We start from the raw sequence: 15,904 nt of genomic DNA, 5'->3' as shown, positions 1-15,904 counted from the left end.
AGCCACAGCTAATTAAATACGTCATGGCAATAAAAGACTACTTCTCATCCCAATCGGATCAATACGCAAAGTACCGGCCCACTTATCCTCCGGACTTTTTTAATTATCTAAATACGATCACTCCGCGAAAAAAAAACGCCTGGGATTGCGGAACCGGGAACGGGCAGATCGCTTATGAATTGGCAAAGACCTTTGAACATATTTTTGCAACGGATATCAGCCAGTCGCAAATAGATCATGCATTGCAAGCCGTCAATATTTCCTATTCGGTGCAACCGGCTGAGAAAACCGATTTTGACAACCATCTGTTTGATTTAATTATTGTAGCGCAGGCGATTCATTGGTTCGACTTTGAACAATTTTATGCAGAAGTACGACGAACCGCAACTAAAGACGCACTACTTTGTGTTACGGGTTATGGCAACATTAAAATTTCTGAAGAAATAGACCCCATAATTGCAGACTTCTATACGAATGTTATCGGCACCTATTGGGACAAAGAGCGAAAATATATTGATGAAGGCTATGCAACCATTCCGTTCCCTTTTGATGAAATTGAAACACCGCAATTTGAAAATCGCCAGCAATGGACCCTGGAACATTTAATTGGCTATTTAAATACCTGGTCCGCTGTTAAGCATTTTATAAAACAAAATGGTTATAACCCGGTTGAGAAATTACACGCAGCACTTAAAGAATTTTGGGGCGATGGAGCAAAAAAAGAAGTCTGCTTTCCGTTGCTTTTAAGGATCGGGAAGATCTAAAATAAAAACGATGTTTAATTCCTGCAGGCCTCAACCTTCATTTTTATAATCAGCCGTTTTGGGATTTAATACTGCCAGTTGCAGGATCAATATCGCCAACACAATAACCGCAAGCACTGCAAAATCACCTTTAAGATTGCCTGCATCGGCCGATTTACCAAGGATATCCGTAATGATCGCTCCCGAAAATACGCCCATCATATTCATAACTCCATAACCCGTGGCCCGGTAACGCGGCGCTACAAACTGGCAGAGAATGGGCATATTATTAGCATCGAACATACCAAAGCCAAAACCGAAACAGAAAGCTGCTGCCATCAGGTAGTATGCGCTTGTTCCATACGCAAGAAGAAACAGTGCCGGAATAGTTAAAAAAATACCCATGGCGCTTGTGTACACCCGCCCTTTTAAATTGTGTTGCACCCATTTATCAGATAGCATTCCCCCAATGATCACACCCAGGAAAGAGGAAACCGCAAGTGTGGCAATAGCCTTTGGACCGGCAATGCTCATATCAATTTTCAAATAGTTCGAAAAAAGAGTAGGCAACCAGTTTTTAATGGCCCATCCCGGTAAACTGGGCACCGCAAAATAAAAAAGCAATACCCAAAATGCCGGATTTTTCAGTAATACACGCAGGCCTGAAAAGGGATTTTTCTTTTCCCCTGCCGGTTCATTGTTTGTTTGCTTTGCCCTGTGCTCCCGCAAAAATAAAATAAGGATCATCGCATAGCCCATCCCTGCCACACCAAACCAATGGAAGGTAGCCTGCCACGAAAAACGGGCAGCAACAGTGCCGCCGAATCCCCCAAAAAATTGCCCGGCATACAAACCGATCATATGAATGCCCACAGCCAGGGAGCGCGTTTTTGAGGAATGATAATCGGCTATCAGGGATAAGGCAGCGGGAATATAAAGCGCTTCGCTGATGCCCATAATCGCTCTTAAAATATACAGTTCAGTAAAGCCGGTTGCTAAGCCCATCAGCAATGTTACCAGGGACCAAATAAAAAGGCTTCCGGTGATCAGCCATTTGCGGTTCAGCCGGTCGGCAATTATTCCCGAAAACGGGGACATCAGCCCGTATACCCAAAGAAAAATCGCCATCAGGCGGCCAAAATTGGTGGCCGTTTTTAACGCTTCAATATCCAGCTTCATTGCAGGCTGCATGGTGGACAGCATTTGCCGGTCGAGGTAGTTGAGCAACGCCACTACTGACAACAACGCCACTACAACCCATTTATAATATTTTCTTTCTTTCAACTGCATCACCTGTTGTCCTTATTTTTTTAAAATTCTCAACACCATTGGAGTGCGAATGCCTGGCTTTATTTCCCCACCCGGAATCATCCATTGCCCATCCCATAAAACAGCAGTAGTTGTTACAGGAATAAACGACGCATTCATTTGAGCAGGTAACACCAACCATTTATTTTTCCTGTAGTCATAAGCCAGTAGTTGTTTGCTAAAACCCGGGTGCGCTTCACGCAGGTCTTTACCGGCATTACTGCCGTCATCACCTCCCAAAAGAAAGATATGTTGTTTATCGTGCAGCAGCGGTGAAGGGGCTGCCAGTACCGGATGTGGCAGGTCAGCTATTTTTACCCATCCGGATCTTTTCGAAAAACGATAGGCATCGCGGAGATACACCCTTTGCCCGTTAACCAACTGCGCGCCACTGAACAAATAAAAAAAATCATCAACAGCCGCCGCTACACTCAACATGCGCGAGGGGCCCTGCCAGGCGGGTAACGTTTTCCATTTTGCATTTTTCAACCCCTTCGAAAAATCCAGTTCATAAAAAGCCGCGGAAGTGCTCTTTGCGTCCGGCGCTGTGATGCCCCCGGCCACATAAATTTTATTCTGCACCAGCGCACCACAAGTATTCGCCAATGGCTGCGGCAGCGGTTGCAGCGTATCTGTATACAGCTTTCCCTCCTTTAGCTCCAGCAATAACACCGTGGCACTATGCCCTGCTGCATTACTACCTCCTATACAAAGCAATCCTTCGGGCAATGAAACGGAAACGCCATAACCAAGCGGCTGCGGCAGGTTGCCGATCTTTTTCCATGTTGCCGTTTTATTGTCAAACAAAAACACCTGATCGTACCATACTTTTTTCGATCCCAGCCAGGGTGCTCCGCCTCCGGGAAAATTGCTGCCGCCCGCCACCACCAACTGGCCATTGATCAGGCCCGCAAAAGAACCTGCAAAACCGGTGGTATCGGGCAACACGTTCCATTGCTCAATTGTAAACTGCTGCGCAGCTATTGTTTTTAGCAGCATTTGTATCACTATTAATACTATTAAACGGTATTTAATTTTCATTCCGGATCAGGCTGAGGTTTTCAAAAAAGTGCATGGATTCCAGAAATTGTTTTACTTCCTGTTTTTTATCCGCCGCCAATGCTGTTAATGGCAAGCGGCAGGGGCCCAACTCAAGCCCCCCAAATCCTACTATGGCTTTTTGGGTGGGGATCGGTCCGTATTCAGGCAAACAGGAGATCATCTGCACCGCCTGCCATTGGAGGGTTTTGGCCCTTTCCATGTTTCCCTCCTCAAATGCCCTGATAATGGCATTATACAACGGCGCCGCAAAAGTGTAAGTGCTCCCGATTGCGCCTTTTGCTCCTATGGACAAAGCGGGTAATAATAATTCGTCGTAACCAAACAGCATATCGTACTTGCCGTTCTTATAATTCAGACAGCGCTGGTATTCGTGTAAAGTGGCTGCTGTGTATTTTATCCCTGCGAAGTTGGGTATCTTTTCTTCGGCCAGTTCCAGGAAGCGGATCATATCCACGGCAATGCCGGTAATGGCCGGAATATGATAATAATAGAAGGGAATATCCGGGGCAGCCTCTGCAATGGCAGCCATGCAATCAGCCAGGTTATTTACGGATGTGGGTTTAAAATAAAAACCAGCCACAGAAGAAATGGCATCAGCTCCAATGTCGCTGGCATGCTTTGCCAGGCGGCGCGATTCTGCAATAGCCGTATGCCCCACATGCACCAAAACCAGCATTCTTTTATTAACGGCTTTAATATACGCTTCCGCTATCTGCATCCGCTCCTCCATCGTAAGGTTGGGGCCTTCTCCGTTCGTTCCGCAAATAAATACCCCCTTTACGTCATCGGCTATCAATTGTTCTACCAGTAACGGGATCATCTCAAGATCTACTGAACCATCCGTCCGCAGCGTACTAAAAGTTGCTGCTATTAATCCTTTTATTTTCATCTAAATTATTTTTTTTGAAACCATTTTGCCGGCAATTTTTTTAATATCAGCCGGTAATTAAAATCGCGATCTTTTACTGCCGATTCATACAGGCAATACACATTTCCTTTTTCGTCTACCGCCAGATCGCTATAACCCGATGGACCTGCATCAATCACTTTATCAAAGCTCCAGGTTTTCCCGCTATCAAACGACAGTTTTGCAGAAAGATTGCGGCGCGGATGTTTTTCGATATTCCGGCTGTCTGGATTCACGAACAGCAACGCTGCACTCCCCCGGGCATTCCGTTTTGGCAATGCAATAATGGGGGCCATACAAGTGGGGTCAAATAAAGCATCCGCAAACCGGAGAGTCGTCCAATCACCAATGCCGGTGGGGCTTGTGCTAAACGCCCTTCTCAGTTGCTTTGAAGGGTTCCGGATGCTCATCAGCACGGTTCCATCCTCCAACTGCACCGGCATGCTTTCATTGGGATTCGCAACGGCCGCCGAGCTGTCTGCGATAATAGCGCCCCGTTTCCATGTTTTGCCATGATCATCGCTGTAAATAGTAGCCACGCAGGAGGGGGAATGACTTCTGCGCGGTTTTGTTTTTGATGAATTGGCCAGCCATACCGCGCTCAACAAACGACCGTTCTGTAGTTGAATGCCATGCCCCGGACCGGGCGCCAGCACCTTCCAGTTATACTCCGGTCTGAATGCATTATAGGTTGCGGTAATATTCACGGGTTTTGCCCAGGTTTTACCATCATCCTCCGAAAAGGTATAAAAGCCTTCTGCATAATCCCGTTGGTAGAGCAGGTGAATGATTCCGTTTGCATCTACAATCGGCGTGGGATTCCCAACCGGTCCGCCTTTCATGGAATCGATGATCACAATCGGCGCCCAACTGCGTCCGCCGTCAATGCTGCGGCGCATGATCAGGTTCATATCAGCCCAGTCGCTGGCGGTGCCGATGCGGCCTTCACAAAAAGCAAGCAAAGAGCCGCGCTTTGTATATACCAGCGCCGGGATGCGGGTAGATTTATATACAGCATCCGGGGCAAAAACAGTTGTAGTCTGTTCTTTGGCCGATTGCAGCCGCGCACTACATCCGTTCATGATTAGTAGTAACCAACCCAATGTTACCCAAAGCAATAACTGCTTAAACACTCCATCTCTTTTTTCCGATGCTGCCATTTTTATCATTCATTAGTATTGAAACAAATTGGTGATCTCACTGTCCGTTAATGCCCGCTTGTAAACAATCAATTCATCCAGCTTTCCTATAAAATAATTACTAAAACTGGTAGCTCCTTCCTGCATGCCGATCTTAAAGTCTGCTGCATTGGAAACATCCTTGATACCAGTAGTAGAAGTGCGCTCGATCATTTTCTGACCATTAATATAAATCTTTGTTACCAATCCCGAGCGCACGGCCACCACATGATACCATTTACCATCCGCAATATTCCCCGGATCTGCCAGCGCCAGGAACGAGCCACCCGCAGCATCTTCGATATTAAACGCGGTATATTGGGTGGCAGAACTGTTCAGGCGCAACCAGGCCTGGTTGTCTTTTGAACCGTTTTTGCCGCTTTCCTGCCATATCATCATTCTTACACTACTGGTAGATTGTATCCAAACAGAGATTGTAAAATCACCAACGCCCATATTAAATGCCGGATTATCTGCTACAATAATTCCACCGCTGCCGTCAAAGCTGCCGACCCCGGTTGTAGTTCCGTTCCTGCTTGCCTGTACGATACCGACCTGGCCTTTTAACGATGAAGCAAGTTTTAAAGGTCCCGCATCATTTAGCGAGCTATTGAACGGAAAGTACCCCACCAACCCGTTCGCCGGAATAATTTTAACAAACCGTTCCACTGTTTTTGAACTGGTTGTTACACTGTTTTTTACATTCAGCGTTACCGAATAGATGCCCGCTTTGGCAAAAGTAAGAGTGGGGTTTTGTTCTGAAGACTGCAATGCCGCGGCATCAGACTTTATTTCCCAATCCCATTCGGTTGCAAGGCCCAGAGATTGATCGGTAAACTGAACGGACTGTCCTTCGTAAGCGGCCTGAATATTCGCGCTAAAGCCGGAAGCCAGCATGTGCGGGTCAATAATGCGCAATGCTTTTTCTTTCACAATGGTATCGCTGTAATCCGGGTTCGACGCTATCAGCCGGATATTATAATAGCCGGTATCGGTAAAACTCATTTCCGGGTGCTGCTTATCTGAGTTTAAAATCTTGCCGGTCGCCAGGGCTGTAAATTCCCATTTCCACCCGGTAGGCATTCCGGTACTGGTGTCTTTAAATTGCAGCATTTCGTTTTGAAGGGCCACGGTCTTTTGTAGCTTAAAGTCGGCCTTGACCCGGTTATAGCCCACCACAATCATCTTTTCCTTTTTAAGTACTACTTCGTTGGCCGCATTTCTCAATTTCAAAGTTACGGAATAAGTGCCCGGCGTATTATAAGTTACAGTTGGGCCTGAAAGATTGGAGGTAGCCGGCGCTCCGCCTTCAAACTCCCACTGCCAGTTTGAGACGGTTCCCTGTGCCAGGTCTTTAAAAGTAACACTGTCGCCAGCGGACAATTGTACTTTACTGGAAGTAAAATCGATGGTTATTGCTGAGCTGACGTTATCTTTTTTACATCCTGCCAACAGCAGTGCAACGACCAGGGAGATCCCCGATAAATAATTTATAATTCTCATAGTGCAGTTATTGAAGGTTGGATAAAGGAATGCGTTTAAAATAGATCCGGTCGTAGGGGTTTTTATCGCCATTTTCGAAGAGCAGACCGATGTGGCTGTCATCCAGCAATGTCATATCCGAATAAGCGGAGGCGCCATAAAAAACGGTATAGGATTTTGCCCAGCTTTTCCCATCATCCGCAGACATTTTAACGGTCATGTTTGTACGGGTTTGCGCGGCTGCATTGGATTGCAGCAACACCCAGCTCCCATTCTGCTTAAAACTGATCATGCTTCCCTGGCACTTTGGATCAACCAGTGCTGGTTGTAATTGATTATCGCCCCAGCTTAACCCGCCGTCGATGCTCGTTGCCAATACGCGCGCATTAGATACTGCGGAACGCATATTTAACAGCAGGCCTGCATTGGTTTCCGCCACCGTACATTCTCCAACATCTCCCTGTTTTGTGAGGGCACCCTTTTTCCAGGTAGCCCCATGATCATCTGAATAAACAGCAAAAGAATAACTCTTATTTCCCAGACCGGTGGCCGTTGTATAAGTAGGAGCGATCAGTCTGCCCTTATAAGTACCTTCCGTTAACTGGATGCCATGTACCGGGCCGGTTGCATACCAGGTCCAGCCTATGTCTTTTACGTTAGCGGTGATCTCTGCAGGCACCGACCAGGTAAGGCCTTCATCAGTTGAATGTGTTACAAATGCGCGGGTATTGTTCCAGCTCATCAGAAGGTGAATGGTGCCGGTTGTTTCATCCACAATGGGCACAGGATTGCCACAGGTATTTCCCCCGTCATCCCAGATCACCGATAGGTCGCCCCAGGTTTTACCTCCATCGGTACTTCTTTTCAGTACCATATTAATATCGCCCGCATCGCCACAGGAGCCGCACATGCGCCCTTCTGCAAAAGCCAGCAGCGTTCCGGATTTTGCCCGCACGATTGCAGGGATGCGAAACAGCGCATAGCCTTTATATCCCCGTTCAAAAAGCTTTACATATTTATTAGAGTCTATCAGGCCCGGCGCATTCGGGTTCACGGGTTCAAACCCTACCAGTCCTTGTTTTTTACAGCCGGTCACCATCAGTACCAGGCCACAAAACCATATTGAAAAAAAAGTTTTCGTAAGCATCGTTTTTAAATTTAATATCCTTCAGTCTGAGTCAAATTTGAATTAATATCGATCTGTGCCTTCGGAATGGGGAAGAACAGCGGTATGGAGGCGTTCATATTCGGCACTTCCGCGCGCACATCAATCACCCCTTCAAAATGAAAGCGCAGCAGATCCGGCCAGCGTTTGAGCTCCAGGTACAATTCGCGAAAACGCTCGTTCAATATTTCCCGTTCTATGGTACGTTGGTCTGTTGAGCTGGTATAATTACCAATTCCCGCCCGTGTTCTTATCTTATTCAGTTCAACAATTGCCTCTCCTGTACGGCCCAATGCGGCCAGCGCCTCTGCTTTAAAAAGGATCAATTCACCTAAGCGGTATACGATGATATCATTGTCGTAATACCGGTTGTCCGGGTAAACGGTGCCGCGCATTTTATTATCAAATACACCAATAACCGCATTATTAGCACCCACCGCAACAATAAAGGAAGCGTTTGTTCTTTTATCGTTTGCATTTGCTTTAAACGCCTGCTGCAATTTATCGGACGGCGCATATTGGCTACGGGCGCCACTTACCGCATAGGGAATATCATTTTTATTGAGTGCCGCCTGAACAAAAAGATCGCGCGGTTTCAGTTGTTTGCTATACTGATCCGATTTTTCGTCCTTTAAAAAATGCAGTGCAAACAATACTTCCTTTCCTTTCCGGTTATCGGTGCTGAATATTTTCGAAAAATCGTCTTCCAGGCTTAAGCCCACCGAAGCCTTATCCACCGCTGCAATGGCTTCGGTAAGATCGGCAGTACCGCCCCCTAATACCTTTGCCTTCCATAGCAGCACATCAGCCTTTAAGGCATAAGCCGCCTGTTTTGAAGCCAGGTCCTTATCTTTTATATTATCTTCCGGAAAAGCGCTGATGGCCTCGTCGATGTCTTTCAAAATAAAAGCCGCTACTTCCGTTGCCTTTGTTCTTGCAGGCAACTTCATATCTGCACTTTCTGTAGGCTCTGTTACAATAGGTACATCCCCCCAGGAGCGCAGCAGTGTAAAATAAATATGTGCCCTGATAAATTTGGTCTGAGCCAGCACACGGTTTTTGTTGGCCTCCTGTCCAAAAGAAATTCCCGGAGCATATTTTAACAGCAAGTTGCAATGATGCACTACGTTATAAAAATCGAGCCAGTTGGGCGCATTTTGAGGCGTCAGGTTTTGCAGCCATGCTGATGACATCCCCGATTCCAGCCCCGGGCTGAATGCATCGCCCCGGTCTTCCAAGTAGTAAGTATTATTCATTACATCCCGGTACTTTGAATAGATGCCGGTAAGATAGCCTGTTACATCACCCTCGGCATTCCAGTAATTTTCAGCGGTGATGGCCGAATCCGGCTTTATATCGATCAGCTTTTCACAGGCCGGCAAAAAGAACAGGCCCGCGAGCAAAAAAATAAGTGTATAATAATTTTTCATCCGTATCGCTTTTATTTTTTTTTGATTTGAATCTGCGGATTTAAAAGGTTGCGTTAATTCCAAAAATCACTTGTCTCGGCCGGGGATACAAACCCGGATCGGAGCCCGTGTACACTTCGGGCATCAGCCCGCTGTAGTGGGTGAGATATCCCAGGTTATATACGGAGCCAAATGCTTCCAGATTCTGCAGGAAGATCCGGTTAATGAGCTTTTGCGGGAAACGATAGCTGATCGTTACTTCGCGGAACGCCAGGAAATCACCTTTTGAATAATACAATGAATTATTAGATCCGTCGGAATTGCCAATGCCATTATCCCAGCGAAGGTGGTTCCTGAAATTATAATCATAATCGCTCTGTACCGTATATTTCGGGATCGTTGCTCTATCTCCCTGTTGTTTCCATACATCGGGGCCCAGCACATCGGGCAGGGCTGAGTTATTGTTGCGCGCACTTCCCATAATATCCGCCTTAAATTTATTATCGATAACATGGCCCGTAGCCCAATCGCCCACCAGGCGCAGCGAAAGGCTTTTATAAGTAATGGTGTTTACAAAGCCGCCCATTTTATTGGGGCGTATGTAACCCATAAAGATCATATCATTATTATCAATGATACCGTTCCCATCCAGATCATCCCAGATCGCGTCTCCGCCCAGTTTTACGCGGCCGCTGGCATTGAGATCGCGCGGGGCATTGGCGGCATCCTCATCGGTTGCATAGGCGCCCAGGAGGTGATAAGCCCAGCGCTGTCCAAAGCGTTCGCCCTCGGCAAATCCACCCACTTTTTTATACGTTCCTGATGCCGGATCATAGACATAGTTTCCGCCAACCCGGTTCTTGTCTTCCCCGTTAGCGGGCAGTTTTACTACCACGCCTTTATTGTAGGAGAAGGTGGCGTTCACTTTCCAGGAAAAATTTTTGGTTTGCACCGGCAGGGCCTCCAGTTCTATTTCGAAACCGCTGTTGCGGATAGAGCCATAGTTGCTCTTGATAGAAGAGAAACCAGTTGTGGCATCCAGGGGTTTGTCAAAAAGACGGTTGGAGGTTAGTTTATTATAATAATCCAGGATCAATGTTACGCGGTTGTTCAAAAAACCGATATCTGCCCCGGCATCAAATGAAGCCGTTTTTTCCCAAACCAATATGTCATTTTTAAGCGTGGTATTTAAAATGCCCGCTTGCGCATCGTAATTATAGCCCGTTGCATATTGCCCATAGGCGTCGTAGGTTCCGATATTATTGTTGCCCACCAACCCAAAGCTGGAACGCAGCTTTAATGAGCTGACGGTTTTTAACGCTGGCTCCCAGAATTTTTCCTTATGCACATTCCATCCCGCCGAAACACCCGGGAAAAACGCCTGCCGTTTTTTCTCCGCAAAGCGGGAAGACCCGTCCATTCTTAAACTGGCAGACAACATATACCTTGATTTATAGTCGTAGTCTGCCCGGCCAAAATAACTTATCATCGCCTCCGAAGACTTGGTGGAGGAAGTCCGTTGTGTTTCCGGCACCGTGGCATTCAGGGTAGTGATATAATCAGTAGGGGCGCCGCGACCACTGGCACTCAGGCGATACGCGTAGTTGTTAATATAACTGGTGCCGAGTACCGTATTCAGGTGATGCCCTTGCCCTATCTTTTTATTATAACTTAGCAGTCCGTCAATCTGTGTTTGCCGGTCGAAATTATGATTGGCAGACGCATTCCTGTTTTTATAAACGGTACTGAATCCTTCATACCGGTTTTCAATCCCCTCTGTTGTAAAATAATAGAAGGTGGGTGCAAAACTCAGCCCCGGCAAAATATCCCAGTTGGCGCCCACCTTGGACGTATAGCGGTATACTTTTACATCGGTATATTTTTCTTTGTAGTACACTTCGTAAAGACGCGGCAGAAAAGACGAAATACCTTCGCCCGGGGCGGGCGTTCCGTCTTCGAAACGCAGCCGGTAGGTTGGCGGTGTTTTTATAGAGCGGTTGACCACATTGGTATAGTTATTCGGTGCATTGGAATTGCGCAACTGGAAGCTGAAGCTGGTATTCATACTCCATTTATTGCTCAGCTTCATGGTTCCGTTAAACAAGCCGTTGTAGCCTTTATAATAGGTACCGTATACAATACCATCCTGGTTATTATGCCCCAGGCCCATATAATACGTGTACTTATCAGAACCGCCGCTTACACTGGCGTCCACGTCAAACCGGTTGGCGGTTTGATAGGTCACGTCCTCAAAATTTGTATTCTTAAAGATCAGTTTTTTGCCGGTAGCGGGATCGTCCATGGTTTCCCAACCCTGGTTGTTAATAAGGTCCGCCACATAATCTTCACCATAATCTCTTATATATACATCCAGGAATTCCAGTGTATTCTTTGTGTTGCGCGGGTTGCCGGTAGACATGCCGTAAGTACCACCGCTTAAATACAATTGCGGGTTGGTCGTATTGTAGGCAGCGATGTTTTTGCGGGTTACATAAATATAATCGTGTGCGTTTAAGAAGTTATATTTTTTTGCCTGTTGATCCTGCCCCGTTGAAAATTTTACATTGATCTTCGGTTTGCCGGCGGCACCTTTTTTTGTAGTAACAATAATAACGCCGTTTGCGGCCCGGGCGCCGTAGAGGGCTGTGGACGCGGCATCCTTCAGAATTTCCATCGATTCAATATCGTCAGGGTTCAGGTCACTGATGTTGCGCATCTGGCCTACGATCCCATCTACAATCAGTAAGGGCGCATCGCTTTCAGGCGAAGTAGAACTTCCGCCGCGGATAAATATCTGGGGGTTGGCGCCCGGCTGACCATCGGATAACTGCAGCGACACACCCGCTACCTTTCCCTGTAATTGTACCAACGGATTCACTCCCGGCGCATTTTTAAACTCCTGGCTACCCACTTTTGAAACCGAGGTGGTTATAGTACTGCGGGATTGTTTGCCATAGGCAATGACAACCACTTCATTCAGCGGATCCGACCGGGGATCCAGCGTTACCGTAATATGCAGGTCTTTACCGGGAATTATTTCCCGTTCCTTAAAACCCAGCGCGCTTACCGCCAGTGTGCCGGCATTTTGCGGGAGCCGGATACTAAAGGCACCCGTAGTGTCCGTTATGGTTCCCAGCGTGGTCCCTTTCACTACAATACTGGCGCCAGCTATGGGTTGTAAATCCGCGCTGACCACGGTACCGGTTATTGTCCGCGACGTTTGAGCGTTCAGACCAACGGATCCCCAAAGACAAAGACTAAAAAAACAGAATAGAGCAATCGACTTCATAGCAATAGTTTGTATGTCTTTAAACATTTATTATTCAGGATTATTTTCCAAAATCCAGGGAAGATTGAACTTGTGCAGTTCAATAGATTTATTACTGGTGCTTACATGTAAATCTTCATTCAGCTCGGTTAAGGCGGCGACGCAATAATCCGCCGTTTTTGCCATAGACGAGTAACCACCCCTGCCTGCCGTAATATTGGCATAGTCACAGGTATTGTAATAAATCAGCGACCGGTGCACCGGCCAGGTTGTTCCGTCATTGTAGCTTACCCAGATGTTCATGTCGCAACGTTTATCGGTTGAATTGGGACCGATAAACAAGGTGCGATGCGGACTGTCTGTATTATAGCGTAACAGGGAGCCTTCGCATCCTCCCGTTCCGGGACTGGGCAACTGACTGATATAGGCCCAGGAAGACCAGGTGCCCGGCAGGTTGCCAACTGAACGGATATGGGTACGGTTTTCCTGGAGACTGCTACCCGGCCGGTCTATACGGGCGTACCAGCCCCCCTCATTCTGGTTCATTTTTTCTATAATGGTCCCTTCGCTACCACCGGCCGGCAGTAAGGTATAGGTCCAGGTACTACCCTTATCATCACTGTAAATATTGCGGTCCTTTGCGGGGATAACCAGGCGCCCCGGATGATCAAACTGGGTACGGATCCCAATACCAGGCCCTACACAATCCCATTTCATATAGGTGGGTGTCAATGTTTCGGTTGCATCTGTTGGGGTACTCCAGGTAACGCCATTATCATCACTATAGGTGATTTTTACGCGGCGGGCGCCCCAGTAGTTCATCTGACTCATATCTGTAAACGAACCCAGGTTCCAGGACATAAACAACCAAACGCGGCCATTGGTGCCCTTTGTGGGGTCAAATACGGTAGTGGGATTCCCCCAGGTATCCGTGGAGTTTTGTCCGGCCACTATTTTCAGGCTGCTCCAGGTAATACCATTATCTGTTGAGCGTTTGCAAACCACATCTATATCCCCGTAGTCGGTGGGGCCATTTTTGCGGCCCTCACAGAAAGCTAGCAGCACACCGTCTTTTGCCTTAATAATAGAAGGGATGCGGAAACTGTGATAACCGGCCTCATTCCCTCCGTCAAAAAGCACCGCCGGAAGCATCCGGTAAGGCGCAGCCGTTGTTACGGTCATTGCCGTTGCCGTGCCGGCCAGCACTGTTTTTTCTTTATCCTGAGCAACTTCCTTTATTGTTTTTATACAACCTCCTAACAATAAAGGCAGCCCCATGAGGGCTATCCACAACCGGGAGCATTTTATTTTTGGCATATGCGAATCGTTTTAGTAGTTATGTACTACATAACAAATGTAGATAATAAGAATTATACAACAAAATATTATTTCCAGGATTCAAAAAGGAAAAGCGCTCCTATAACCGGAAAACTCCGTGTAACTCAGTTGTATTGCGGGTTTAAAAAGAACTGCAACCCGAGTAATTAGCAGCATGTATGTTTTTTTTGTCCTACATAACAACAAAAAATATTAATTTAGCTTTAGAAAAAGCTAAATTAATTTAATGCATGAGCAATATTTTAAGTAAAGATATAGAACGAATTGAAGCCACCACAATGGCGGATATGGTGGAATTACGCCTGCGGCAATACCTTAAAAAGAAGGCGTTTAAACCCGGGGATGCCCTGCCCAAAGAACTGGAACTTGCTGAAGCGCTGGACGTAAGCCGGAATGTAGTACGGGAAGCATTAAGCAGGCTGCGCATGCTGGGAATGATCGAGTCCAAAAAGAAACGGGGAATGGTACTAACAGAACCCGATATCCTCGGCGGTTTTGAACGGGTAATGGACCCGCTTTTATTAGAGCATAAAACACTTGAAGATCTCTTTGAACTGCGATTAGTGCTGGAAATGGGCCTGGCGGATCTGCTGTTTACACGCAAAACAAAAAAGGATATTGAAGAACTGGAAAGCATTGTGAATAAAGAAATAAATAAGGTGCAGAAACCCTTTCAGGTAAAATATGAAATTGCCTTTCACGGTAAGTTATACCAGATGACAGGTAATGACACCTTTATGCGTTTTCAGAAAATTTTATTACCGGTTTTTGAATATGTTGTGGCAGAAGAACAGAAGGTAAATGGTGTAGCAAAAGTAGGATCGGTTACACACCGCGATTTGCTGGAGCTGCTTAAAAACGGAGACCCTGAAAGTTTCCGGAAGGGAATGAAAGAACATTTAAGCCCTCATTTTGAACGGGTGCAGTAAACACCAGGAGTGCAATAGAAGCCACCTGCTAAAAGCAGCCAATAAACCGTATTACTTGCTTTCCGCGTTTGCGGGAATAGTATCTAAAGATCAGCCATATGAAGCCTTACTTACTCACAGTCATTATCTTTTTTTTATTGTCTCCCGGCGGTCGGGCGCAACAGGTAATCCCTTTGTACCGGGTAGTGCCGAACGCTATCGAGACAGCTACGGTCACTGAAAAATGGGATACCATTTCCACCGGTCGCATCCTGGTAAGGTCAGTTACAGCGCCCACCCTTACAGCCTATTTCCCTGCCAAGGAAAAAGCTACGGGTGCGGCTGTGGTTATTTGTCCGGGCGGCGGTTATTCTTATCTTGTAATAAACCAGGAAGGAAGCGATGTAGCCGAAGCGTTTGCCAGAAACGGGGTTGCAGCTTTTGTCCTGAAATACCGTCTGCCTAATGAAAAAATAATGGTCGATAAAACGATCGGGCCGTTACAGGATGCACAACAGGCTATTAAAATAGTACGGGAAAAAGCCGCAGCATGGCATATCGACCCGGCCCGGATCGGCATTATTGGTTTTTCCGCCGGAGGGCACCTCGCATCCACGGCTTCTACTCATTTTAATGACCGGATCATTGATAACCCCAATAACACTTCATTGCGTCCTGATTTTTCAATACTGGTTTATCCCGTAATCAGTTTTACGGACCCGCTTGCCCATAAGGGCTCAAGACGCGCATTACTGGGAAAAGATACGGCCCAGGCAGCTAAAGTAGATTTTTATTCGAACGAAAAACAGGTAACAGCCACAACACCTCCTACCTTCCTGCTACATAGCTCTGATGACAAAGTGGTGCCGGTGGCCAACAGCATTGCTTATTACCAGGCGCTGCTGGCGGCAGGTGTAAAGGCTGAAATGCATATCTATAGCGCCGGCGGCCACGGATACGGGCTGAACAACAAAACCAATACGGACCATTGGTTTGAACGATGCCTGAACTGGATGCGGGCGAATGAGTGGATCAAATAAAAAAACCGGAACGCTCCGGATTTTTCAGAAAGTTCCGGTCGGGTAGCCCGGAACGGAAAATTAGCTAACTATATATTGAAGATTTTTGGAGGATTT

The 15,904-nt window shown here is 46.7% G+C and carries 12 protein-coding genes; 3 read left to right on the top strand and 9 right to left on the bottom strand.

Annotation, left to right across the window (positions count from 1 at the left end; genetic code table 11):
* Positions 1-23 precede the first annotated feature (23 nt).
* Positions 24-764 carry a class I SAM-dependent methyltransferase gene (locus NIASO_RS16100; RefSeq protein ID WP_008587608.1) on the top strand — a complete coding sequence of 247 codons (741 nt, stop codon included), beginning with the start codon at positions 24-26 and terminating at the stop codon, positions 762-764.
* A 30-nt stretch (positions 765-794) separates the two neighbouring features.
* Here NIASO_RS16100 and NIASO_RS16095 read toward each other — a convergent pair whose 3' ends face one another.
* The 9 genes from NIASO_RS16095 to NIASO_RS16055 are packed head-to-tail and all read right to left on the bottom strand — an operon-like array spanning position 795 to position 13,839.
* Positions 795-2,033, bottom strand: coding sequence for an MFS transporter (locus NIASO_RS16095; RefSeq protein WP_008587606.1), 1,239 nt, complete (start codon positions 2,031-2,033; stop codon positions 795-797).
* 12 nt (positions 2,034-2,045) lie between these two features.
* Positions 2,046-3,092 carry a hypothetical protein gene (locus NIASO_RS16090; protein WP_025299064.1) on the bottom strand — a complete coding sequence of 349 codons (1,047 nt, stop codon included), beginning with the start codon at positions 3,090-3,092 and terminating at the stop codon, positions 2,046-2,048.
* The gene (locus tag NIASO_RS16085) at positions 3,082-4,002 is read right to left on the bottom strand and encodes a dihydrodipicolinate synthase family protein (protein ID WP_008587602.1); all 921 of its coding nucleotides are present in this window, start codon (positions 4,000-4,002) and stop codon (positions 3,082-3,084) included. The genes NIASO_RS16090 and NIASO_RS16085 overlap by 11 nt, the downstream gene beginning before the upstream one ends.
* 5 nt (positions 4,003-4,007) lie before the next feature.
* Positions 4,008-5,180, bottom strand: a complete 1,173-nt coding sequence (locus tag NIASO_RS16080) for a sialidase family protein (RefSeq protein WP_008587600.1) — start codon at positions 5,178-5,180, stop codon at positions 4,008-4,010.
* A 12-nt stretch (positions 5,181-5,192) separates the two neighbouring features.
* Entirely contained in the window at positions 5,193-6,701 is a 1,509-nt protein-coding gene (locus NIASO_RS16075; protein WP_008587598.1) for a PKD domain-containing protein, read from the bottom strand.
* Between the two features lie 7 nt (positions 6,702-6,708).
* On the bottom strand, positions 6,709-7,827 hold the full coding sequence (locus NIASO_RS16070; RefSeq protein ID WP_008587597.1) for a sialidase family protein: 1,119 nt from the start codon (positions 7,825-7,827) through the stop codon (positions 6,709-6,711).
* 11 nt (positions 7,828-7,838) lie between these two features.
* On the bottom strand, positions 7,839-9,275 hold the full coding sequence (locus NIASO_RS16065; protein WP_008587594.1) for a RagB/SusD family nutrient uptake outer membrane protein: 1,437 nt from the start codon (positions 9,273-9,275) through the stop codon (positions 7,839-7,841).
* Positions 9,276-9,315: 40 nt separating this feature from the next.
* The gene (locus NIASO_RS16060; protein ID WP_168128494.1) at positions 9,316-12,543 is read right to left on the bottom strand and encodes a SusC/RagA family TonB-linked outer membrane protein; all 3,228 of its coding nucleotides are present in this window, start codon (positions 12,541-12,543) and stop codon (positions 9,316-9,318) included.
* A 30-nt stretch (positions 12,544-12,573) separates the two neighbouring features.
* Complete coding sequence (locus tag NIASO_RS16055) at positions 12,574-13,839, bottom strand: sialidase family protein (RefSeq protein ID WP_008587589.1); 1,266 nt, start codon at positions 13,837-13,839, stop codon at positions 12,574-12,576.
* Positions 13,840-14,090: 251 nt separating this feature from the next.
* Between NIASO_RS16055 and NIASO_RS16050 the strand changes: the two genes are divergently transcribed.
* Together NIASO_RS16050 and NIASO_RS16045 are read left to right on the top strand one after the other, a co-directional pair.
* Positions 14,091-14,789, top strand: coding sequence for a FadR/GntR family transcriptional regulator (locus tag NIASO_RS16050; protein ID WP_008587587.1), 699 nt, complete (start codon positions 14,091-14,093; stop codon positions 14,787-14,789).
* Positions 14,790-14,887: 98 nt separating this feature from the next.
* Positions 14,888-15,808 carry an alpha/beta hydrolase gene (locus NIASO_RS16045; RefSeq protein ID WP_008587585.1) on the top strand — a complete coding sequence of 307 codons (921 nt, stop codon included), beginning with the start codon at positions 14,888-14,890 and terminating at the stop codon, positions 15,806-15,808.
* The last annotated feature ends 96 nt before the right edge of the window (positions 15,809-15,904 follow it).

It is taken from the genome of Niabella soli DSM 19437 (assembly GCF_000243115.2).
Lineage (GTDB): Bacteria > Bacteroidota > Bacteroidia > Chitinophagales > Chitinophagaceae > Niabella > Niabella soli.
Note: the sequence above shows the minus strand (reverse complement) of the source record. Positions and strands in the feature narration are given on the sequence as shown.

Excerpts from the sequence above, each read along its gene's own strand:
- NIASO_RS16100 (WP_008587608.1), top strand. The coding sequence starts at position 24 with ATGGCAATAAAAGACTACTTCTCATCCCAATCGGATCAATACGCAAAG.
- NIASO_RS16060 (WP_168128494.1), bottom strand. The coding sequence starts at position 12,543 with ATGAAGTCGATTGCTCTATTCTGTTTTTTTAGTCTTTGTCTTTGGGGA.
- NIASO_RS16045 (WP_008587585.1), top strand. The coding sequence starts at position 14,888 with ATGAAGCCTTACTTACTCACAGTCATTATCTTTTTTTTATTGTCTCCC.
- NIASO_RS16050 (WP_008587587.1), top strand. The coding sequence starts at position 14,091 with ATGAGCAATATTTTAAGTAAAGATATAGAACGAATTGAAGCCACCACA.
- NIASO_RS16065 (WP_008587594.1), bottom strand. The coding sequence starts at position 9,275 with ATGAAAAATTATTATACACTTATTTTTTTGCTCGCGGGCCTGTTCTTT.
- NIASO_RS16095 (WP_008587606.1), bottom strand. The coding sequence starts at position 2,033 with ATGCAGTTGAAAGAAAGAAAATATTATAAATGGGTTGTAGTGGCGTTG.
- NIASO_RS16080 (WP_008587600.1), bottom strand. The coding sequence starts at position 5,180 with ATGGCAGCATCGGAAAAAAGAGATGGAGTGTTTAAGCAGTTATTGCTT.
- NIASO_RS16055 (WP_008587589.1), bottom strand. The coding sequence starts at position 13,839 with ATGCCAAAAATAAAATGCTCCCGGTTGTGGATAGCCCTCATGGGGCTG.
- NIASO_RS16070 (WP_008587597.1), bottom strand. The coding sequence starts at position 7,827 with ATGCTTACGAAAACTTTTTTTTCAATATGGTTTTGTGGCCTGGTACTG.
- NIASO_RS16085 (WP_008587602.1), bottom strand. The coding sequence starts at position 4,002 with ATGAAAATAAAAGGATTAATAGCAGCAACTTTTAGTACGCTGCGGACG.
- NIASO_RS16090 (WP_025299064.1), bottom strand. The coding sequence starts at position 3,092 with ATGAAAATTAAATACCGTTTAATAGTATTAATAGTGATACAAATGCTG.
- NIASO_RS16075 (WP_008587598.1), bottom strand. The coding sequence starts at position 6,701 with ATGAGAATTATAAATTATTTATCGGGGATCTCCCTGGTCGTTGCACTG.